Annotated in this window: 17 protein-coding genes; 2 read left to right on the top strand and 15 right to left on the bottom strand. The window is 75.6% G+C overall.

Annotated elements, in window-relative coordinates:
• The 9 genes from RM780_RS18275 to RM780_RS18235 form a co-directional block, all read right to left on the bottom strand.
• The coding region (locus tag RM780_RS18275; protein WP_311631831.1) for a PfkB family carbohydrate kinase at nucleotides 1–1,236 on the bottom strand (1,236 nt) is incomplete at its 3' end.
• Between the two features lie 2 nt (nucleotides 1,237–1,238).
• Nucleotides 1,239–1,922, bottom strand: a complete 684-nt coding sequence (locus RM780_RS18270; protein WP_311631830.1) for a D-sedoheptulose-7-phosphate isomerase — start codon at nucleotides 1,920–1,922, stop codon at nucleotides 1,239–1,241.
• Nucleotides 1,923–2,009: 87 nt separating this feature from the next.
• Nucleotides 2,010–3,260: a glycosyltransferase gene (locus tag RM780_RS18265; RefSeq protein ID WP_311631829.1), complete on the bottom strand. Its 1,251-nt coding sequence runs from the start codon at nucleotides 3,258–3,260 to the stop codon at nucleotides 2,010–2,012.
• Nucleotides 3,260–4,225, bottom strand: a complete 966-nt coding sequence (locus RM780_RS18260; RefSeq protein ID WP_311631828.1) for a glycosyltransferase — start codon at nucleotides 4,223–4,225, stop codon at nucleotides 3,260–3,262. The genes RM780_RS18265 and RM780_RS18260 overlap by 1 nt, the downstream gene beginning before the upstream one ends.
• Complete coding sequence (locus tag RM780_RS18255; protein WP_311631827.1) at nucleotides 4,222–5,364, bottom strand: glycosyltransferase family 9 protein; 1,143 nt, start codon at nucleotides 5,362–5,364, stop codon at nucleotides 4,222–4,224. Before RM780_RS18255 ends, RM780_RS18260 begins: the two co-directional genes overlap by 4 nt.
• The gene (locus tag RM780_RS18250; protein WP_311631826.1) at nucleotides 5,361–6,047 is read right to left on the bottom strand and encodes a D-glycero-alpha-D-manno-heptose-1,7-bisphosphate 7-phosphatase; all 687 of its coding nucleotides are present in this window, start codon (nucleotides 6,045–6,047) and stop codon (nucleotides 5,361–5,363) included. Before RM780_RS18250 ends, RM780_RS18255 begins: the two co-directional genes overlap by 4 nt.
• A 29-nt stretch (nucleotides 6,048–6,076) precedes the next feature.
• On the bottom strand, nucleotides 6,077–7,111 hold the full coding sequence (locus RM780_RS18245; protein WP_311631836.1) for a glycosyltransferase family 2 protein: 1,035 nt from the start codon (nucleotides 7,109–7,111) through the stop codon (nucleotides 6,077–6,079).
• Nucleotides 7,112–7,335: 224 nt separating this feature from the next.
• Nucleotides 7,336–9,012, bottom strand: a complete 1,677-nt coding sequence (locus tag RM780_RS18240; protein ID WP_311631825.1) for a carbamoyltransferase family protein — start codon at nucleotides 9,010–9,012, stop codon at nucleotides 7,336–7,338.
• Nucleotides 9,013–9,152: 140 nt separating this feature from the next.
• Nucleotides 9,153–10,103: an NAD-dependent epimerase/dehydratase family protein gene (locus RM780_RS18235; protein WP_311631824.1), complete on the bottom strand. Its 951-nt coding sequence runs from the start codon at nucleotides 10,101–10,103 to the stop codon at nucleotides 9,153–9,155.
• A 170-nt stretch (nucleotides 10,104–10,273) separates the two neighbouring features.
• On the opposite strand from RM780_RS18235, the gene RM780_RS18230 reads away from it, so the two are divergent.
• Together RM780_RS18230 and RM780_RS18225 are read left to right on the top strand one after the other, a co-directional pair.
• A complete protein-coding gene (locus RM780_RS18230; RefSeq protein ID WP_311631823.1) occupies nucleotides 10,274–11,422 on the top strand; it encodes an NAD-dependent epimerase/dehydratase family protein in 1,149 nt (382 codons plus the stop codon).
• Nucleotides 11,423–11,509: 87 nt separating this feature from the next.
• Nucleotides 11,510–13,315 carry a thiamine pyrophosphate-requiring protein gene (locus RM780_RS18225; RefSeq protein WP_311631822.1) on the top strand — a complete coding sequence of 602 codons (1,806 nt, stop codon included), beginning with the start codon at nucleotides 11,510–11,512 and terminating at the stop codon, nucleotides 13,313–13,315.
• 47 nt (nucleotides 13,316–13,362) lie between these two features.
• Here RM780_RS18225 and RM780_RS18220 read toward each other — a convergent pair whose 3' ends face one another.
• The 6 genes from RM780_RS18220 to RM780_RS18195 all read right to left on the bottom strand — a co-directional run bounded on the left by RM780_RS18220 (nucleotide 13,363) and on the right by RM780_RS18195 (nucleotide 18,993).
• Entirely contained in the window at nucleotides 13,363–13,506 is a 144-nt protein-coding gene (locus tag RM780_RS18220; RefSeq protein ID WP_311631821.1) for a hypothetical protein, read from the bottom strand.
• Between the two features lie 164 nt (nucleotides 13,507–13,670).
• The gene (gene rfbA / locus RM780_RS18215) at nucleotides 13,671–14,561 is read right to left on the bottom strand and encodes a glucose-1-phosphate thymidylyltransferase RfbA (protein ID WP_311631820.1); all 891 of its coding nucleotides are present in this window, start codon (nucleotides 14,559–14,561) and stop codon (nucleotides 13,671–13,673) included.
• Nucleotides 14,561–15,646: a dTDP-glucose 4,6-dehydratase gene (gene rfbB / locus RM780_RS18210; protein WP_311631819.1), complete on the bottom strand. Its 1,086-nt coding sequence runs from the start codon at nucleotides 15,644–15,646 to the stop codon at nucleotides 14,561–14,563. Before rfbB ends, rfbA begins: the two co-directional genes overlap by 1 nt.
• A complete protein-coding gene (locus tag RM780_RS18205; RefSeq protein ID WP_311631818.1) occupies nucleotides 15,639–15,917 on the bottom strand; it encodes an acyl carrier protein in 279 nt (92 codons plus the stop codon). Before RM780_RS18205 ends, rfbB begins: the two co-directional genes overlap by 8 nt.
• The gene (locus RM780_RS18200) at nucleotides 15,917–17,752 is read right to left on the bottom strand and encodes a fatty acyl-AMP ligase (protein ID WP_311631817.1); all 1,836 of its coding nucleotides are present in this window, start codon (nucleotides 17,750–17,752) and stop codon (nucleotides 15,917–15,919) included. The genes RM780_RS18205 and RM780_RS18200 overlap by 1 nt, the downstream gene beginning before the upstream one ends.
• A gap of 50 nt (nucleotides 17,753–17,802) precedes the next feature.
• Entirely contained in the window at nucleotides 17,803–18,993 is a 1,191-nt protein-coding gene (locus RM780_RS18195; RefSeq protein ID WP_311631816.1) for a cytochrome P450, read from the bottom strand.
• Nucleotides 18,994–19,014 lie beyond the last annotated feature (21 nt).

The following is a 19,014-nucleotide window of genomic DNA, read 5'->3' as shown; positions in this document are numbered from 1 at the left end:
CCGGGCCCCCGCCGCGTCCGGGCCCGCCCGGACCGGCGCAGTCCGTGCTCCGGCGGCGTCCGGGCCCTCACGGTCCGGCGCTGTCCGTGCTCCGGCGGCGTCCGGGCCCTCACGGTCCGGCGCTGTCCGTGCTCCGGCGGCGTCCGGAGGCGCAGGGTCCGGCGCTGTCCGTGCCCCGGCGGCGGGCGGGAGGTGAAGGTCCTGCGCTGCGATGGGCCCGGCGGCTGCGCCGCCGTAGGCGTCCTGCGCTGCCCCGTTGGCCGGTGCGGTTGGCGCCCGGAGGGGTCCCGCCGCCACAAGTCCCGGGGTTGCAGTGGGCGTTGAGGCGTGCGATTCCAGCGTGGGGGCGTTCCACAGGTCGGTCAGGGCCGCGAGGCCGCCCGCCGTCACGAAGGTGGAGGCGGCCGTTACGGCGCGGGCGACGGCCTCGGGGGGGAGGCCGCCGTCGGCCAGGGTGGTGGCGGCGGTGGCGGCGAAGCAGTCGCCGGCGCCGCAGGGGTCGCCGTCGCAGGTGTCGGAGACGGGGACGTAGAGGGGGTCGTCGCAGTCGGCGCGGGTGAGGACCGCGCCGCGGGCGCCGAGGGTGACGGCGACGGTCGCGGCGTTCCAGCGGGCGGCCAGGAGGGAGCCGCGCGCGCTGTGCCCGGCCAGGGACTCGTCCCCGTCGCGGTCCTGGCCGCAGAAGTGGCGGGCCTCGCGCTCGTTGGGCGTGGCCAGGCGCGCGCCGGGCACCGGGGGGCCGCCGCGCGGGTGCGGGTCCCAGACCAGCGGGACGCGGCAGGCGGCGGCGGCCAGCACCTCGCGCAGCGCGGCCACCGTGCCCTGGCCGTAGTCGGCCACCAGGACGGCGCGGGCCGAGGCCAGGGCCGCGTGCACCTCGGGCGTGGGCGGGCCGGGCGTTCCGCCGCCGTGGTCGGTGCGCAGCAGGGGCCTGCCGCCCGCCAGGACGCGGGACTTCACGGGCAGGGAGCCGCGCAGCGGCAGCGGTGCGAGCCGCACGCCGGGCGGCAGCAGGGCGCGCAGCTCGGCGCTGGCCCGGTCCTCGCCCAGGGCGGTGACCAGGACGACCTCGCGGCCGTCGCGCGCGGCGAGGGCGGCTGCCAGGGCGGCGCCGCCGGGGCGGCAGTGCTCGGCCTCCACGTCGACCACGGGGACGGGCGCGTCCGGGGCCAGGCGGGTCGCCCGGCCCGTCACGTCCCGGTCCAGCAGCGCGTCGCCCACCACGACGAGGGTCATGGTCAGGACACCTCCCGCCGGGTCAGGACCGCGCGGCCCCGAGCCAGGGAGCCGTCGCGGGGGACGGCCGCCGGGGGCGCGGCGGCCGACGAGCCGGAGAGGGTCTCGTCGAAGACCTCGCACAGCACGTGCAGCGCGACCAGGTGCGCCTCCTGCACCGTCGCGGCCGTGGGCGCGTCGATGGCCAGGACCGCGTCGGCCTGGGCGGCCAGCGGGTTGGGGCGCGGGCCGGTCATCGCCCACACCCGCAGCCCGGCCGCGCGCCCGGCCGTCGCGGCGCCCAGCAGGTTGTCGCTGCGGCCCGAGGTGGACATCAGGATCAGCACGTCCCCGGCGCGGCCGTGCGCGGCGACCTGGCGCGCGAAGACCTCGTCGAAGCCGTAGTCGTTGCCGATCGCGGTGACGCTGGAGGTCTCGGCGTGCAGGGAGATCGCGGAGTAGGGGCGGCGGTCCTCGGCGTAACGGCCGACCATCTCGGCCGTCAGGTGCTGGGCCTGGGCGGCGCTGCCGCCGTTGCCCGCTGCGAGCAGCCGCCCGCCGGAGGGCAGGACGTGCGCCAGCTCCCGCCCCCAGGCCACGATCTCGTCGATGCCCTGGTCGCACAGGCGGCGCAGCGCGTCCTGGAGGGAACGGCAGTGCTCGCGCGCCGATCGGGAGGAACGGGGGGCGCCGGGTGCCTCGTGCATGGTGGTGGCCTTCTTCCTGCGGTGGTCATGCGCGGTCAGGGGCGGGTCATGGCGTGGACGGTCGACAGGTGGCTTGAAGAAGCCTGTTCACGCGCCGCTGACGGGGGCGGCGGGGCGGCGGCAGCCGATCTCGCGGTAGACCTCCTCGGTCGCGGCGGCCACCGCGGCCCAGCGGAAGCGGGTCAGCACCCGCCGCCGCCCGGCCGCGCCCCGGGCCGCGCGTTCCTCGGGGGCCGCCAGCAGGGCGTTCACCGCCTCGGCCAGCGCGTCCGGGTCCCCGGGTGGGACCAGGCGGCCGGTGGCCGGGTCGGCCACGGTGTCGCGCTGCCCGCCGACCGCGCTGGCCACGACGGGGACGCCGCAGGCCATGGCCTCCAGCGGCACGATGCCGAAGGGCTCGTAGTCCGCCGGGCACAGCACCAGGTCGGCGCTGCGCAGCAGCCGCGGGACCTCGTCGCGCGGCACGCCGCCGGTGAACAGGACGCGGTCGGCGACGCCGTGGGCGCGGGCCGCCGCACGCAGCCGCCGCACGTCCGGGTCGCCGGCCAGCTCCTCGGGGCCGGGGCCGCCCGCGATGACGAGTTCGGCGTCGGGGATCCTGGCGAGGGCGGCGAGGGAGACCTCGGCGCCCTTGCGCGGGACCAGCCGCCCGAGCTGGAGGAGGCGGTGCCGCCCGCCGGTGCGCGGCGCGGCGGGGCCCTCGGGCGTGAAGTGGTCGGGGTCGACCCCGCAGGGCACGACGCTGATCCGCTCCGGCGGCAGGCCCATCGCGGTCAGCTCGTCCACCTCGTCGCGGCAGGTGGCCACCGTGCGGTGGCAGGCCAGGCCGACGTACCGCTCCCAGGTGATCCGGTCGGCGGGCGAGGTGTCGGCCGGGCCCTGGTGCCGCCGCTTGACGGTGCCCAGGGCGTGGAAGGTGTGCGCGAAGGGGATGCCGCGGGCGTGCGCGGGCTGGAGCGAGGCGACCCCGGACATCCAGAAGTGCGAGTGCACCACGTCGGGCGGGGTCTGCGCCCACTCCCGCTCCAGCACGGCCCCGAACTGCGGCATGAACGGCAGCAGCCGGTCCTTGGGAACGGCCTCCGGCGGCCCGGCGGGCACGTGCCGCACCGTGACTCCCGGGCACAGCTCGGCCGTCGCGGGCAGGGCCGCGGAGTCGCGGCGGGTGTAGACGGTCACGGCGTGGCCGCGGGCGGCCAGCTCGGTGGCCAGCTGCGCGACGTGCACGTTCTGCCCGCCGGCGTCCTCCCCGCCGAGCGCGGCGAGGGGGCTGGCGTGCTCCGAGACCAGGGCGATGGACAGCCCGTCCGGAGCGGTGCGCCTGGTGGTGCGCCCCATCAGCGGATCACCTCCTCCATCAGCAGGTCCCAGTCGTCGAGGAAGCGCTTGAGGCCGTAGCGCTCAAGTGCCGCGTGGCGGGCGGCCCTTCCGGCCTCGGCCGCCGCGTCCCGGTCGGCGACGAAGCGGGCGGCGGCCTCGGCCAGCACCTCGGGGCGGGTGGTGAGCACCCCGGCCCGCGGGGGCACCGCCTCGACGGCCTCGGTGGTGGCCAGGGCGACGACCGGCATGCCCAGGTGCATGGCCTCGATGAGCGACAGGCCCAGGGAGGTCCAGCGCACCGGGTGCGCGTACACCCGGCGGCGGGCCAGCTCCTCGTGCAGGCGGGCCTGCGGCAGCTCGTGGGCGCGGCCGCGCTCCGGCGGCAGCCCCAGGCGTTCGGGCAGGCCCTCGGTGGCCATGCCGAACACGTCCAGCGGGGCGGCCCCGGCCAGGCCCGGCAGGAGGTCGGTGCCGGTGGTCCTGCCGCGCCGCAGCGGCTCGTTGACGACCACGGCCGCGCGCGGCAGCTCGCCGGTCCAGCGGTGGCCGGGGTCCACGACGCCGTGCTCGATGACGGCGGTGCGGGTGCGGCCGTTGTCCCAGAAGAGGCGGTTGAAGTGCGTGACGTGGACCAGGGTGAGGTCCTCGCGGTCGGCGCAGGGGTGGCGGGTGTCGGGGACGTTGCCGTCGGGGGCGTTGTGCTCCAGGTAGACGGCGGGCACGTCGCGGCCGGGGCGGCGACCGCCCAGCCACTCCTCGGCGAGCGCGGCCTCGTGCGGGCGTTGCAGGATCACCAGGTCGACGGGCGCCTCGCGCAGCCGCTCGGGGGGCAGCTCGGTGACCGAGTCCGGCCAGGACCAGGTGCGCGCGCGGCCCAGGCCGTCGGGCCCGCGGCCGGGGAGGACGGGGACCAGGTAGGTGTGGGTGCCCTGGACGAACGCGGTGGTCCAGGAGCCGTGCACGTGCCAGATGAGGATGTTCACGCCGCCGCCTTCCGTGCCGGGGTCCCCGTCCTGGTCGTCGCCCTGGTCGTCGCCCTGGTCCCGGCGGTGCCGGTGGTCCCGGAGGTCCCGGTCCCGGCCACCGCGGCGCCCGCCGGGCCGCCCGCCGTCAGGGCCTCGACCGCGCCGATGACCTCCTCGTCCGTGATGGAGTCCAGGCACGGGTGGCCCTCCACCGGGCAGTGCCGGGCCCTGCTGCCCGCGCACGGGCTGTCCTGCCGGCCCAGCCGCAGGTGCGGCACGCGGTAGGGCAGCCACCGGTCGGCGCTGACCACGGGCGCGAACAGGCTGACGATCGGCGTGCGCACGGCCGCCGCCAGGTGCGCGGGGCCGGTGTTGCCGGCGATGACCACCCGGGCGCCCGCCAGCACCCCGGCCAGCTCGGGCAACGCCGTGCGCCCGCCCAGGTCCAGCGCGTGCCGCCCGGCCACCCGGCGCGTCAGCGACTCCTCGCCCGGGCTGCCGGTGACGACCACCCGGTGGCCCGCGTCCGAGAGCGCGGCGGCAGCGCGGGTGGCGCGTTCCGGGGTCCAGGCACGGGCCGGGACCGCCGCGCCGGGGTGGAGCACCACGTAGGGGTCCTCGCCGGTGAGGTGGGCGGTCGCCGGGTGGCCGTCGATCCGCAGCGCCCCGTCGTCGCCCTCGGGCGGCGCGAACCCGGCCGCCTCCGCCAGCTCCAGGGCCGCCGCGGCCTCGTGCCGGTAGGCGGCGCGGCGATGCCGGAGCTGGAGCAGCGAGCCGGGGTAGTCCTCGCAGTCCGCGCCGATCCACGGAACGCCCGCCAGCTTCAGCAGCAGCGCGGCCGGGAGCGGGCTCTGGTGGTAGGAGGTGAGGATCAGGGCGCGGTCGAAGCGACGCGCGGCGATCGCGTCCACCAGCGCGCGCACCTCCTCGCGCCGCACCTCGGGCGGGTCGAAGCTCACCCAGGGCGCGTCGTAGGCCAGCACCTCGTCGGGTCCTGGCAGCAGCCGGCCGGCCGCCTCGCCCTGCGGCCCGCACAGCAGCGCGGTGTGCGAGGACCCGGCGGCCACCGCGCGGACGGCGGGGCCGGCCAGCAGCACGTCGCCCGCGCTGTCCAGGCGGACGACGAGGGTACGGGGGCCAGGCCGGGCGGCGCTCACGCCGCGCCCTCGGCGGTGGAGGCGGGGGCCCCGGCCAGCAGGCGGCGGACGGCGGTCAGCAGGTCGGGCGCCCACTCCCCGGCCGAGACGATCTCCTCGCGCCGGGTCACGGGCGTCGGCACCAGCACGCCCCGCGCCCCGGCGGCCCGCGCCGCCTCCAGGTCGCTGCCGATGTCGCCCACCACGGCCGTTCGTTCGGGGGGAACGCCCAGCCGCTCGCAGGCCGCCAGGATCAGCCCGGGGGCCGGCTTGCGGCAGCGGCAGCCCCCGGCGGGCCCGTGCGGGCAGATCGCCCAGACGCCGAACGGGCCGAGCAGCTCCTCGACCCGCCGGTTGGCCTCCATCAGCTCGGCCCGGGTGAAACGGCCGCGGGCGATGCCGGACTGGTTGCTCACCACGCCGGTCGCCACGCCGCGCGCCCGCAGCTCCGCCAGGGCCTCGTCGGCCTTGGGCTGCGGGCGCACGAGCGCCGGGTCGGCGTTGTAGGGAACGTCCTCCACCAGCGTGCCGTCGCGGTCGAAGAGCACGGCCCGGATCTCGTCCTCGCTGTCCTCCCCGGGCCCGGCCGCCGGGCGGGGCGGCCCGCCCGGCGGAGTCAGCAGCCACGGCCCCTCCGCCTGGGGAGCGGCAAAGGTGCCGGCCCCGGGCGGGTCCCACGTCGTCGGTATCGCGGCGTCAGTCATGAACGACTGAGTTGCCCGATATGCCGGAATCAAACGGTCGTCGGCGTGTCGCGGCGTGTCGCGGAGCCGGGAACGTCCGCCACGGGCACGGCCTCCCCGGCGGGCCGGGCGGACCGGTCCACGCCGCGGTGCCGCACCCAGCCCGCGAGCCAATGGCCCACCGCGGCGGGCGGGATGGCGACGCTGGTGGCCGCCATCCGGCGCACTTCCTCGCCCGTGCCGGGCCCCGGGCGCACCCGCGCGGCGGCGAACTCGGCCGTTCCCGCCAGCCACAGCGCCGCGCAGCCCGCCGCCAGGCGGGGGCGGCGCAGGGCCGCGGCGCCCAGCGCAGCCGCCCCGGCGGCCGTGACCGCCGCGTGGCGCCGCAGCCGCCCGCGCGGGGCCTCGGCGCGGGCCCACCAGCCGGGCCCGTGCAGGCGCCGCATCAGCACGTCGTCCGCGTTCCCGGCCTGGGTGCGCACCGAGACCCACGCGTCGGCCGGGCGGACCGGGTGCACGGTGTGCCGCCCGCCGACGGCCAGGGCCCAGCCCGCGTCCAGCACGCGCAGCGCCAGGTCGGCGTCCTCGCGGAACGCCCGCGGGAAGCGTTCGTCGAACCCGCCGGTCTCCTCCAGCGCGGCGCGCCGGTAGGCCATGTCGGCGGTGATCCAGCGGGCGGTTGCCAGGCCCGCGGTGTTCCGCTCCCAGTCGGTGGGGCGGCGGTCCTCGGGCAGCGGCACGGTGATCCGTGCCTGCACGCCCGCCACGTCCGCCGCCGCGGCGGCGAGGTCGGAGGTCAGGGCCGCCGCCCAGCCGGGGGCGGGCTCCACGTCGTCGTCCAGGAAGGCGATCCACGGCTCGGCGCACCGCCGCCATCCGGTGTTCCTGGCAGCCGCCGGGCCCCGGCCCAGGCCGGGGACGACCTCGACGAGGTCCCGCAGCGCGGGCGGCACGGCCACCGGCAGCGGCTCGGGGTCGTGCGCGGGGCGGTCGTCCACCAGGACGATCCGCGCGGGCGCCGGGCCGCTCTCGCGGGCCAGCGCCGCCAGCACCCGCCCCAGGCTCGGCCGCCCGAGCGTGGGGATGACGACGGCGTAGGCCGGGACGCCCCGGCCTACGCCGTCGGGGCTGGTGGCCGGCGCGGCCCCGGGCGCGTCCGGGGCGGCGGCCCAGCCGCTCCTGCCGCCAGGAGCGGTCTGAGGGCCGGGACCGCCGGGGCCGTTCGGGGAGTAGATCCGGTCCGGTAGGTCCGCGGAGGCGGACGCCGAGGCCCAACGGCCGTGACCGGCGCCGCCGTTCGCGCGGCCGTTCACCGGGCCGGTCCGCGGCCGGGGGTGCCGCCGCCGGCGAAGAGCGCCGCGCGGCGGACCACGAACGGGCCGATGGCCAGCAGGTCCACGGGCGAGGAGCCGAAGCACTCCAGCGCGTCCCTGGGGTCGTCCACCATCGGGCGTCCGGCCGTGTTCAGGCTCGTGTTGACCACCACCGGCAGGCCCGTCAGCTCCTCGAAGCGGGCCAGCATCCGCGCCACCAGCGGCTCGGCCGCCGGGTCCACGGTCTGGATGCGGGCCGTGCCGTCCACGTGCACCACGGCCGGGATGCGCTCGCGCCACTCGGGCCGCACGTCGTGCACGAACAGCATGTACGGGCTGGGCAGCGGCCCCTCGAAGACCTCGGCGGCCCGGGAGGCGAGCACCATCGGCGCCACGGGCCGGAACTGCTCGCGGCCCTTGATGTCGTTCATCCGCTCCAGGTTCCCCGACTTGCCGGGGTGGGCCAGCAGCGAGCGGTGCCCCAGCGCCCGGGGCCCGAACTCGGCGCGCCCCTGGAACCACGCCACCACGGCGTTCTCCGCCAGCGCCTCGGCCACCGCCGCGGCCACGTCCGGCGGCCGTTCGAAGGGCACCGCGGCCGTCTTCAGCCAGCCCTCCAGCTCGGCGTCCGACCAGCCGCGCCCCAGCGCGGGGCCGGGCCACGGCTCGGGGGAGCCGGACTCGGCGAAGGCCGCGTGCAGCAGCGCCCCGCCCAGCGCGGTGCCCGCGTCGCCCGCGGCCGGCTGCACCCACACCTGGCGGAACGGGCCCTCCCGCGCGATGCGGGAATTGGCCACGCAGTTCAGCGCCACGCCGCCCGCCATGGCGAGGGTGTCGTCCCCGGTGCGGCCGTGCAGCCAGCGCACCAGGTCCAGCAGCGTCTCCTCCAGCACCGCCTGGGCGCTGGCCGCCAGGTCCGCGTGGTCCTGCGTCCAGGCCCGCTCGGGGGCCAGCGGCGGAGTGAACTCCGACCAGGGAACGCCCGCCGCCACGAAGCCGCCGTCCTGCGTGGAGTGCACGTAGCGCCGCAGCTCCGGCAGGAACCGCGGCGTGCCGTAGGAGGCCAGGGCCATCACCTTGTACTCGTCGCTGGAGCGCAGGAAGCCCAGGTGCTCGGTCAGCCCCTCGTAGACCAGCCCGAGGGAGTGCGGCAACTGCTGGCTGTGCAGCGGCTCCAGCGCGTCCCCGGTCCGGCGCGCCGCCAGGTGCGAGGCCGCCTCGCCGCGGCCGTCCAGCACCAGCACCGAGCAGGTCTCGGCCGCCGGGGCGGCGAAGGCGGCGGAGGCGGCGTGCGCCATGTGGTGCGGCACGAAGCGCACGAGGTCCGGGTCGAGCCCCGGCAGCGCCTCGGCCAGGAACCCGGGCGCCTCGGTGGCGTACGTCAGCCGCAGGTGGTCCCACGGGTCGTCCAGGCCCAGCGCCTCGGCCGGGCGGGCCAGGGCCGGGTCGAAGGAGTAGGTGACCGCGTCCAGGTCCTCGGGGCGCAGGCCGGCCTGGCCCAGGCACCAGGCGGCGGCCTTCTCCGGCTGCTCCCAGGCGGCGAAGGGGACGGGGCGCTTGCCGTGCTTGCGGCGGGAGAAGCGTTCCTCCTCGGCCGCGGCGAGGGTGCGGCCGTCCACCACCAGGGCGGCGGCCGGGTCGTGGAAGAGGGCGTTGATGCCGAGTACGCGCATGGTGACTTCCTCCGGCTGCTCGGAGCGCTGGCGGGTGTCGTGACGGGCGGGACGAGTGGGGCTGGTGGGGCAGGAGGGACGGACAGGGCCAGGGGCAACCGCGGGGCCCGCCCTCGGGCGTCGAGCCTGCGGGAGGCCGTTCAGGCCGGGACCGGGGCCCGGTCGCGGTACCAGGCGATGGTGCGGGCCAGGCCCTCCTCGGCCGGGACCCGCGGCTCCCACTGGAGCTTGCCGCGGGCCAGGGTGATGTCGGGGCAGCGGACGGTCGGGTCGTCCACGGGCCGTTCGATCAGCCGCACCGGCGAGGAGGACCCCGTCAGCCGGATCACCAGCCGCGCCAGGTCCTCCATCGACATCTCCACGGGATTGCCCAGGTTGACCGGGCCGCGCAGGTCGGACTCGGCCATCGCCAGCACCCCGGCGACCGTGTCGTCCACGTACGTCAGGGAACGGGTCTGCCGCCCGTCCCCGGTCACCGTCAGCGGCTCGCCCGCCAGCGCCTGGCGGATGAACGTCGGCACCGCCCGCCCGTCGTAGCCGCGCATCCGCGGCCCGTAGGTGTTGAACAGCCGCACGATGCCGGTGTCCGTGCCGTGCACACCGGCCTCGGCCGTGGTCAGCGCCTCGCCGAACCGCTTGGCCTCGTCGTACACGCTGCGCGGGCCCACGGGGTTGACGTTGCCCCAGTACGTCTCGCTCTGCGGGTGCTGCCGCGGATCGCCGTACACCTCCGAGGTGGAGGCCAGCACGAACCGGGCGCCGTGCCGCCGCGCCACGGCCAGGGCGTTGCGCGTGCCCAGGCTGCCCGTCTCCAGCGTGTGCAGGGGCAGCCGCAGGTAGTCGGCGGGGGAGGCGGGGGAGGCGAAGTGCAGCACCAGGTCGGGCGCGGGGTCCACGTCGAACGGGTCGCACACGTCGGTGCTGCTCAGCGTGAACCCCTCGCGGCCCGTCAGGTGGGCCACGTTCTCCGGGTCGGACGTGCACAGGTCGTCGACGCAGGTGACGGCGGTGCCCCGGTCGAGCAGCGCGGTGCACAGGTGCGAGCCGAGAAACCCGGCACCCCCGGTGACGACAGCGTGTCGGAACGGCATCTCATCTCCTCTCGTCAGCCCCTCGTCACCCGTGGTCACCCTCGGTTGGTGTCCGTCCACAGGAACGACCGCTCACAAGTACCCGCCGAAAATTGGGGCAAACGGGGGTGTTCTCCCCGTCGTGCCGGGTACCTGCCACCGGGTCCCCGCGCGAAAGGACGGTGCGCCCCATGACGCCCCCGACGACACGCCAGCCCTCGCCCGACCCCACGCCCGATCCCGCGCCGGGAGGGGAGCCCGCCACGCCCGGCTCGGGCCTGCGGGTCGTGGTCGTCGGCGCCACCGGGAACGCCGGGAGCGCCGTCGTCCGCGCCCTCTCCGGCGACCCCGCCGTCTCCTCGGTCCTCGGCCTCGCCCGCCGGGTGCCCGACTGGCCGGTGGAGAAAACGACCTGGGCCGCGGTCGACCTGCGCACCGGCGACCGGGCGCGCGCCGAGCTGGCCGGCCACTTCCAGGGGGCCGACGCGGTCATTCACCTGGCGTGGATGATCCAGCCCTCCCGCGACCCGCTGATGACCTGGCGCACCAACGTCCTGGGCACCGTCCAGGTGTTGCGCGCGGTGGCAGCCGCCCGCGTGCCCGCCCTGATCGCCGCCTCCTCCGTGGCCGCCTACGCCCCCGGCCCCAAGGACCGCCTCGTCGCCGAGGACTGGCCCACCCACGGCTGGCCGAACGCCGCCTACAGCCGCGAAAAGGCGTACGTGGAACGGCTGCTGGACGCCTTCGAGCTGGAGCAGCCCGAGGTGCGGGTGGTGCGGATGCGGCCGGGCTTCCTCTTCTCCCGCGAGGCCGCGGCCGAGCAACGCCGCCTGTTCCTGGGCCCGTTGCTCTTCGGCCCGATGGTGCGGCCCGAGCTGAGCCCGCTGGTGCCCGACGTGCCCGGGCTGCGCTTCCAGGTGCTGCGCACCTCCGACGCCGCCGAGGCGTACCGGCTGGCCGTGACCCGCCCGGTGTGCGGGCCGTTCAACCTCGCCGCCGAGCCGGTCGTCGACCCCGCCCTCCTCGCCCGCCTCTTCGGCGCGCGCCCCGTGCGGATGCCGCGCCCGCTGCTGCGCACCGCGCTGGCGGCGGCCTGGCGCACGCGGCTGGCGCCCGCCCCGCCGCAGCTCTTCGACGCGCTGATGCGCATCCCGCTGATGGACTGCACGCGCGCCCACGAGGAGCTGGGCTGGCGGCCCCGCGCCGGCGCCGAGGAGGCCCTGCGCGACCTCGTGCACGGCCTGCGCCACGGCACCGGGATGACCACCCCGCCCCTGGCCCCGAGCGTGCGGGGCGGCCGGCTCGGGGAGTTCGCCACCGGCGTCGGCCGGCGCCCCTGAGGCGTAACGCCCATGACGCTCAACGCCCTTGGCGGGCGCGATCCCGCCGCCTCCCCTCTCCCCCTCTCCCCTGACGGAAGGTCAGCCATGAGCCGGACAGTCGCCGACCACCTCCTCGCCCGCCTCCGCGACTGGGACGTCGAGTACGTCTTCGGCTATCCCGGAGACGGCATCAACGGCCTCCTCGCCGCCTGGGGCCGCGCCGAGGACAACCCCCGCTTCGTGCAGGCCCGGCACGAGGAGATGGCCGCCTTCCAGGCCGTGGGCTACGCCAAGTACGCCCAGCGGCTCGGGGTGTGCACGGCCACCTCGGGCCCCGGCGCCATCCACCTCCTCAACGGCCTCTACGACGCCGCCCTCGACCACGCCCCCGTCCTGGCCGTCGTCGGCCAGACCGACCGCTCGGCCATGGGCGGCTCCTACCAGCAGGAGGTGGACCTGCACGCGCTGTTCAAGGACGTGGCCGCCTACCTGGAGACCGTCACCGTCCCCGAGCAGCTTCCCAACGTCCTCGACCGCGCCGTCCGTGCCGCGCTGGCCCGCCCCGGCCCCGCCGTCGTGATCGTGCCCGCCGACGTCCAGACGCTCGAATACACCGCGCCGGGGCACGCGTTCAAGATGGTGCCCTCCAGCCGCGACCGCAGCGCCTACACCACCGCCCCGGCCGACGACGCCCTGGCCCGCGCCGCCGAGGTGCTCAACGCCGGGGAGCGGGTGGCGATCCTCATCGGGCAGGGCGCCGCCGGGGCCCGTGCCGAGGTGGAGGAGACCGCCGTCCGGCTCGGCGCGGGCGTGGCCAAGGCCCTGCTGGGCAAGGACGCGCTGCCCGACACCCTGCCCTACGTCACCGGCACCATCGGCCTGCTGGGCACCCGGCCCTCCTGGGACCTGATGCGGGAGTGCGACACCCTGCTGACCATCGGGTCCAGCTTCCCCTACAGCCAGTTCCTGCCCGAGTTCGGGCAGGCCAGGGGCGTGCAGATCGACGCCGACCCCACCGCCATCGGCATGCGCTACCCCTACGAGGTCAACCTCGTCGGCGACGCCCGCACCACCCTGCACCGCCTGCTGCCGCTGCTGAACGCCAAGGCGGACGCGGCCGAACGCCACCGGCGCATCGCGGAGGGCGTGGAACGCTGGCGCGACGTCCTGGCCCGCCAGGCCGAGCTGGTCGACGCCGACCCCATCAACCCCCAGTACGTCGCGCACTGCCTCGACCCGCTGCTGCCCGAGAACGCCGTCCTGGCCGTGGACTCCGCCTCCGTCACCAACTGGTACGCCCGCCACATCCGGATGCGTGGCACGATGCGCGCCTCGCTCTCCGGGACGCTGGCCACGATGGGGTGCGCGGTGCCGTACGCGATCGGCGCCAAGTTCGCCCACCCGGACCGGCCGGCGGTCGCGCTGGTGGGGGACGGGGCGATGCAGATGAACGGCATGGCCGAGCTGATCACGGCCGCCAAGTACCGGCACGCCTGGCAGGACCCGCGGCTGGTGATCGGGGTGTGGAACAACCAGGACCTCAACCAGGTCACCTGGGAGATGCGGGCCATGGGCGGCGCCCCGCAGTTCCTGCCCTCGCAGGAGCTGCCCGACGTCTCCACCGCCGCGTTCGCCCGCTCGCTCGGGCTGGCCGGAATCCGCGTGGAGAAGCCGGAGGACGTGGAGCCCGCCTGGCGGGAGGCGCTGAGCCACGACGGGCCGGCCGTCGTGGAATTCCTCACCGACCCGGCCGTTCCGCCGATCCCGCCCTCCGCGACCTGGGAGCAACTGGAGTCCACGGCCAAGGCGCTGCTGAAGGGGGACACCGACCGGCGCTCGGTCCTGGGCAAGGGCCTGAAGTCCAAGCTCCAGGAGTTCCTGGCCGGGGGAGAGCGCGGCAAGGACGAGTGAGCGGCAAGGACGAGTGAGGGGACAACGCCCCGGGCCGGGGCGGCGGCTCAGCGGGACAGGCCGCGACCGCCGTCCGTCCCCTCCCGGCGCCGGCGCACCACCCGCCACACCAGGCGGGCCACCCCCAGGGCGACCAGGAACGGCCGCAGCCGGGCCGGGACCAGGCGCAACAGCGCGCGTTTCAGCACCATCCGCTCCCTTCGGGGCCGTTCGACGGCATCCTGATACGTGCCGCGCGTGCCTCCACCTTCTCACCCGGGCGCGCCCCCGGCCACCGCTGCGGGCGCCGGCCCGGGGAAGCCGGAACGGGTGGCCCGGGGTCGCCGGGCCACCCGTGATCGCATTCGCGGCGGGGTCACCGACGCGAACCGGCGAACTCCCGCTCGCCGAGCACCTGCCGCAGGTACCGGCCGTAGTCCGAGGCCGCGCCCACGCGCTCGATCGCCGCCTGGAGGCCGGCCCGGTCGAGCGTTCCCATCCGGTACGCCACCTCCTCGATGCAGGCGATCTGCGTACCCTGCCGCTGCTGCACCACCCGCACGTAGTTCGACGCCTCCATCAGGCTCTCGTGCGTGCCGGCGTCCAGCCACATGGTGCCGCGGCCCAGGTCGATCAGGCGCGCCCGGCCGTCCTCGACGAACCGCCGGTTGACGTCGCTGATCTCCAGCTCGCCCCGCCCCGAGGGGGTGACCGCGGCGGCGTAGTCCAGCGCCTCGTTGTCGTAGAGGTACAGGCCGGTCACGGCGAGGTTGGACTTGGGGTGCTCCGGCTTCTCCTCGATGTCGACCAGCCGGCCGTTGTCGAGGACCGCGACGCCGTAGCGGTGCGGATCGGCCACCGGGTAGCCGAAGAACGTCGCGCCCTCCAGCTTGGCGACCTGCTCCCGCAGCAGCGGGGCGAGGTCGTGGCCGTGGAAGATGTTGTCCCCGAGGATGAGGGCGACCTGCTCGTCGCCGACGAACTCGCGGCCCTGGATCAGCGCGTCGGCCACGCCGCGCGCCTTGTCCTGCTCGGCGTAGGTGAGGTTGATGCCGAGCTGGCTGCCGTCGCCCAGGAGGGTGCGGTACTGGTCGAGGTGGCCCGGCATGCTGATCACCAGGATGTCCTTGATCCCGGAGAGCATCAGCACCGACAGGGGGTAGTAGATCAGCGGCTTGTCGAAGACCGGCAGCAGCGACTTGGACAGCACCTGGGTCAGCGGGCGCAGCCGGGTGCCGGTGCCGCCCGCCAGGATGATTCCGCGCATCAGCCGCGCGTCTCCTCTCGTGTAGGTCCTCCGGCGGCCTCGGCGGCCCCGGCGGCGGGATGCGCGCCGTTCACCCCCGCGAGCAGCGGTTCCCACCACTGGGGGTGGTCCTTGTACCAGGCGACGGTCTCGGCCAGGCCCTCGTCGAAGGACCGGCTCGGCCGGTAGCCCAGCTCGGCGGCGGCCTTGCCCCAGTCCACCGAGTACCTGCGGTCGTGGCCCTTGCGGTCCTCGACCCAGGCGATCCGGTCCTCGCCCAGCCCCATCAGGTCCAGCAGGGTGTGGGTGAGTTCGAGGTTGGACAGCTCGGCGCCGCCGCCGATGTTGTAGACCTCGCCGGGGCGGCCGTGCGCCAGGGCCAGCAGCACGCCCCGGCAGTGGTCGTCCACGTGCAGCCAGTCCCGCACGTTCTTGCCGTCGCCGTAGAGCGGGACGGACTGGCCGCGCATCAGCCGGGTGACGAAGTGCGGGATGACCTTCTCGGGGAACTGGTACGGGCCGTAGTTGTTGGAGCAGCGGGTGATGCGGACGTCCATGCCGTACGTCCGCGCGTAGGCCAGGCACATCAGGTCGGCCGAGGCCTTGCTCGCGGAATAGGGTGAGTTGGGCGCCAGCGGGTCGGTCTCCGGCCAGGAGCCCATCGGGATCGAGCCGTAGACCTCGTCCGTGGAGACGTGCAGGAAGGTGCCGGCCCCGGCCGCCATCGCCGCGTTCAGCAGCGTCTGGGTGCCCAGGACGTTCGTCGTGACGAACCCGGCCGCCGAGACGATCGACCGGTCGACGTGCGACTCGGCCGCCAGGTGCAGCACGCGGTGCTGCCCCCGCATCACCGCCGCGGCCAGCTCCGCGTCGCAGATGTCGCCGCGGACGAAGCGCAGCCGCGGGTCGTCGATCACCGGGGCGAGGTTGGCCAGATTGCCGGCGTACGTCAGCTTGTCCAGCACGGTCACCTCGGCGGGGCCGCCGGGCCCGGCCAGCAGCATCCGCACCAGCGCCGAGCCGATGAAGCCGGCGCCGCCGGTCACCAGCAGCCGCTCGCCCTCGAACGACGGGGTGCCGTCCTTGGGGGCGCCGGCGTCAGCCATCGGCCCCCACCTCGTCCAAGGGCTCGGACGCCGTCAGGAAGACGACGGCGTCCTCGATGGTCGGGCAGTCGAAGAGGAACGTCGCGGGCACCTCGCGCCCGAGGAAGTCCTCCAGGTCGGCCGTCATCTGCACCAGCTGCACCGAGGACAGGCCCAGCTCGCGGAAGACGGCCTCCGAGGAGACCTCCGCCGCGTCGACGCGCAGCATCTCCGCGATCGAGGCGATCAGCCAGTCCTGGACCTGCCAGGGGGTGGGCGACGTCGAGTCCATCACGATTCCTCCGTGTGTGCAGTCTGGGCCTTCTGACCGTTGCGGGCATCCGGGGCGTACTCCCCGGCGAGGTACGAGGTGCGGCAGGCGGCGCGCCGCAGCTTGCCACTGGAGGTCTTCGGCACCGCGTTGGGGCCGACCACCACCACGTCGTGCAGCGCCACGCCGTGATCGGCGGCGACCGCCACGCCGGCCGCCCGCACGATGGCGGCGCGCTTGGCCCCGGCCTCCTCGCCGGGGCCGACGGCGCCCTGTCCGGCGCCGACCACCACGACCACGCGCTCCTCGCCGCCGTCGTCCACGGCGAAGGCCGCGACGCAGCCCTTGCGGATGGCGTCGTGCGACTCCTCGACGGTGGACTCGATGTCCTGCGGGTAGTGATTGCGCCCGCCGACGATGATCAGGTCCTTGCAGCGGCCGGTCACGTACAGCTCGCCGTCGTGCAGGAAGCCCAGGTCGCCGGTGCGCATGTGCGGCACCTGCGGGCCCTCCGCCGGGATCGCGCGGAAGGTCTCCTCGGTGGCCCGCTCGTTGCCCCAGTAGCCGATGGGCAGCAGCGGCCCGCCGACCCAGATCTCCCCGACCCGTCCGGGCGGAGTCGGGACGCCGGTCTCGGGGTCCGCGATCAGGACCGTGCGGTCCAGCAGGGGCGCGCCGCAGCTGATCAGCGTGGTGGTGTCGGCGGCGCCGTCCGCGGCGCCCTCGACCGGGATGATCAGGTCCTGCTGGAACGCGTCCTTGTCCAGCGTCAGCCGGTTCGGCACCTGGCGGGCGTCGACGGCGGTGACCAGCAGCGTTGCCTCGGCCAGCCCGTAGCAGGGCCACCAGGCGGCCGGGTTGAAGCCGTAGGCCGAGAAGCGCCGGGTGAACGCGTCGAGCGTGGCCGGCCGTACGGGCTCGGCGCCGTTGAACGCGATCTTCCAGTGGCTGAAGTCCAGGCCCTCGATGTCGCTGTCGCGCACGCGGCCCACGCACAGGTCGAAGCAGAAGTTCGGGCCGCCCGCGACGTGGGCCCGGTACCGGGCGATGGCGCGCAGCCAGCGGGCCGGGCGCTTGAGGAACGTCATCGGCGTCATCAGCACCGAGGAGCCGCCGGCCCACAGCGGGTGGAGCAGGTTGCCGATCAGGCCCATGTCGTGGAAGAGCGGCAGCCAGCTCACGAACCGCGGCACCTCCTCCAGGCCGAAGGAGGCGCCGATCATGGCCAGGTTGTGGGCGAGCGCGCCGTGGGTGACCACGACGCCCTTGGGCGCCGAGGTGGACCCGGAGGTGTACTGGAGGAAGGCGACGTCGTCGGCGCCGGCCGGGTGGTCCGCCGCCGGGTCCGGCGTCTCGCCCAGCATCTCGGAGGGGCGCCGCCACACCACGTCGGCCAGCTCGGGCGCCACGCCCTGGATCGCCTCGACGTCGGCGTCGGAGGCCGAGTGGACCACCGCGCGCGGCCGGCAGTCGGCCACGATCGAGCGCAGCGTCTCCACCCGCTGACGGGATTGCACGGGCAGCGGCGGGTAGGCCGGGACGGGGATGACGCCGGCGCGCATGCAGCCGAGGAAGCCGCGCACGAAGTCCGCGCCCTCGGGCAGCAGCAGCAGCGCCCGGTCCCCGGTCTTCAGGCCCGCGGCGCGCAGCCCGGCGGCCACGGCCCCGACCTCACGGTCGAGCGTGGCGTAGGTGAGCTGCTCCTCCTCGGTCCCCTCGGGGCTGTCCTCGGCGACGAAGGCGCAGGCCAGGGCATCGGGCGTCGCCTGCGCGTGCTCGCGCAGGCGGTCCAGGAGCAGGTCCGGCACGGCGGGCCGGCCGGTGGTCTGGGCGGGAGTGGAAGCGATGGTGGTCATGGTCGTGGGGGTCCTCTTCTCTTCCTGTTCCTGTTCGTCCGTCCGGCGGGTCAGGGGGAGACGAGCAGGCTCATCCGCTCCAGGCCGTACGCCCCCTGGCGGGAGCGCGGCACCGGTGCCTCCTGGGGGTCGAGCGAGAGCCGGTCGAGGATGGGGTAGTAGGCGCGGAACGTCAGGGTGGACAGCAGGCGGGAGAGCGCCGCGCCCGGGCAGAAGTGCGGGCCGGCGCCGAAGCCCAGGTGCTCGCCCTTGTTCTCCCGGTCGATGTCGAAGCGGTCCGGGTCGGGGAACTGCCGGGGGTCGCGGTGGGCCGAGCCGATCACCAGGTGGCACAGCGCGCCGGTGGGGATCGTCACGCCGTGCAGCTCGATGTCCTCCGTCGTGCGGCGCAGCGTCCACTGGATCGGGCTGTAGATCCGCAGGTATTCGTCGATGAACTCCCCGGTGAGGTCCGGGTTGTCCACCAGCCGCTTCGCCAGCGCCGGGTCGGAGAGCAGCATGTGCATGCCGCCGCCGAGGAGGTTCATCGTGGTCTCGTGGCCGGCGGCGACGAACGAGTAGGCCATGGCGGCCAGCTCGTCCTGGGTGCAGTTGCCGGCCTGCTGCTGCTCCACCAGGGCGCCGAGGATGTCGTCGCGGTTGGGCTCCTTGCGGCGGGCGATGGCGAGTTCGGTCATGTAGTTGCCGAACTCCAGCAGGTCCTCCAGGAACCCGGGCACCTCGTCCGGGTCCAGGCCGGCGGCCACGGCGAACATGTCCATCACGGCCTGGCTCCACCGCCGGAAGTCGTCCTTCCGGTCGCGCGGGATGCCGAGCATGTCGCCCACCACCCGCAGGGGCAGCGTCGCGGTGACGTCCTCGATCCACTCCACCCGGTCGCCCTTGAGGGCGTCGGCGATCACCTCGTCGATGACGGTCTGCACCCAGTCCTGCAGGGTGAGGACGAGGCGCGCGTTGAACGCCCGGTTGGCGTTGCGCCGCAGCCGGGTGTGCTCCGGGGCGTCGCGGTTGATCATCATCGGCATGTCGAAGCGGCCGCGCATGACCTCGTTGGAGAACCGGTTCTTGTCGCGCAGCGCGTTCGACACGTCCTCGTAGCGGCTGAGTACGTAGAAGTCCTCCCCCTCGGACGTCCCCTCGGGAACGAGGTGGACGGGGGCCTCGTCCCGCAGCACCTGGTAGGTGGGGAACGGGTTGAGCCGGTACTCCGGGTCGGAGAGGTCGATGGCGATGGTCGTCATGTCACGTCCTTGGAAGCCTGG

It is taken from the genome of Streptomyces boetiae (assembly GCF_031845405.1).
GTDB lineage: Bacteria > Actinomycetota > Actinomycetes > Streptomycetales > Streptomycetaceae > Streptomyces > Streptomyces boetiae.
Note: the sequence above shows the minus strand (reverse complement) of the source record. Positions and strands in the feature narration are given on the sequence as shown.

What these genes read in the sequence shown, in the direction of transcription:
- RM780_RS18270 (WP_311631830.1), bottom strand. Translation starts at nt 1,922, where the DNA reads ATGCACGAGGCACCCGGCGCCCCCCGTTCCTCCCGATCGGCGCGCGAG.
- rfbB (WP_311631819.1), bottom strand. Translation starts at nt 15,646, where the DNA reads ATGGCTGACGCCGGCGCCCCCAAGGACGGCACCCCGTCGTTCGAGGGC.
- RM780_RS18240 (WP_311631825.1), bottom strand. Translation starts at nt 9,012, where the DNA reads ATGCGCGTACTCGGCATCAACGCCCTCTTCCACGACCCGGCCGCCGCC.
- RM780_RS18250 (WP_311631826.1), bottom strand. Translation starts at nt 6,047, where the DNA reads ATGACTGACGCCGCGATACCGACGACGTGGGACCCGCCCGGGGCCGGC.
- RM780_RS18195 (WP_311631816.1), bottom strand. Translation starts at nt 18,993, where the DNA reads ATGACGACCATCGCCATCGACCTCTCCGACCCGGAGTACCGGCTCAAC.
- RM780_RS18205 (WP_311631818.1), bottom strand. Translation starts at nt 15,917, where the DNA reads ATGGACTCGACGTCGCCCACCCCCTGGCAGGTCCAGGACTGGCTGATC.
- RM780_RS18235 (WP_311631824.1), bottom strand. Translation starts at nt 10,103, where the DNA reads ATGCCGTTCCGACACGCTGTCGTCACCGGGGGTGCCGGGTTTCTCGGC.
- RM780_RS18225 (WP_311631822.1), top strand. Translation starts at nt 11,510, where the DNA reads ATGAGCCGGACAGTCGCCGACCACCTCCTCGCCCGCCTCCGCGACTGG.
- rfbA (WP_311631820.1), bottom strand. Translation starts at nt 14,561, where the DNA reads ATGCGCGGAATCATCCTGGCGGGCGGCACCGGCACCCGGCTGCGCCCG.
- RM780_RS18200 (WP_311631817.1), bottom strand. Translation starts at nt 17,752, where the DNA reads ATGACCACCATCGCTTCCACTCCCGCCCAGACCACCGGCCGGCCCGCC.
- RM780_RS18265 (WP_311631829.1), bottom strand. Translation starts at nt 3,260, where the DNA reads ATGGGGCGCACCACCAGGCGCACCGCTCCGGACGGGCTGTCCATCGCC.
- RM780_RS18220 (WP_311631821.1), bottom strand. Translation starts at nt 13,506, where the DNA reads ATGGTGCTGAAACGCGCGCTGTTGCGCCTGGTCCCGGCCCGGCTGCGG.
- RM780_RS18230 (WP_311631823.1), top strand. Translation starts at nt 10,274, where the DNA reads ATGACGCCCCCGACGACACGCCAGCCCTCGCCCGACCCCACGCCCGAT.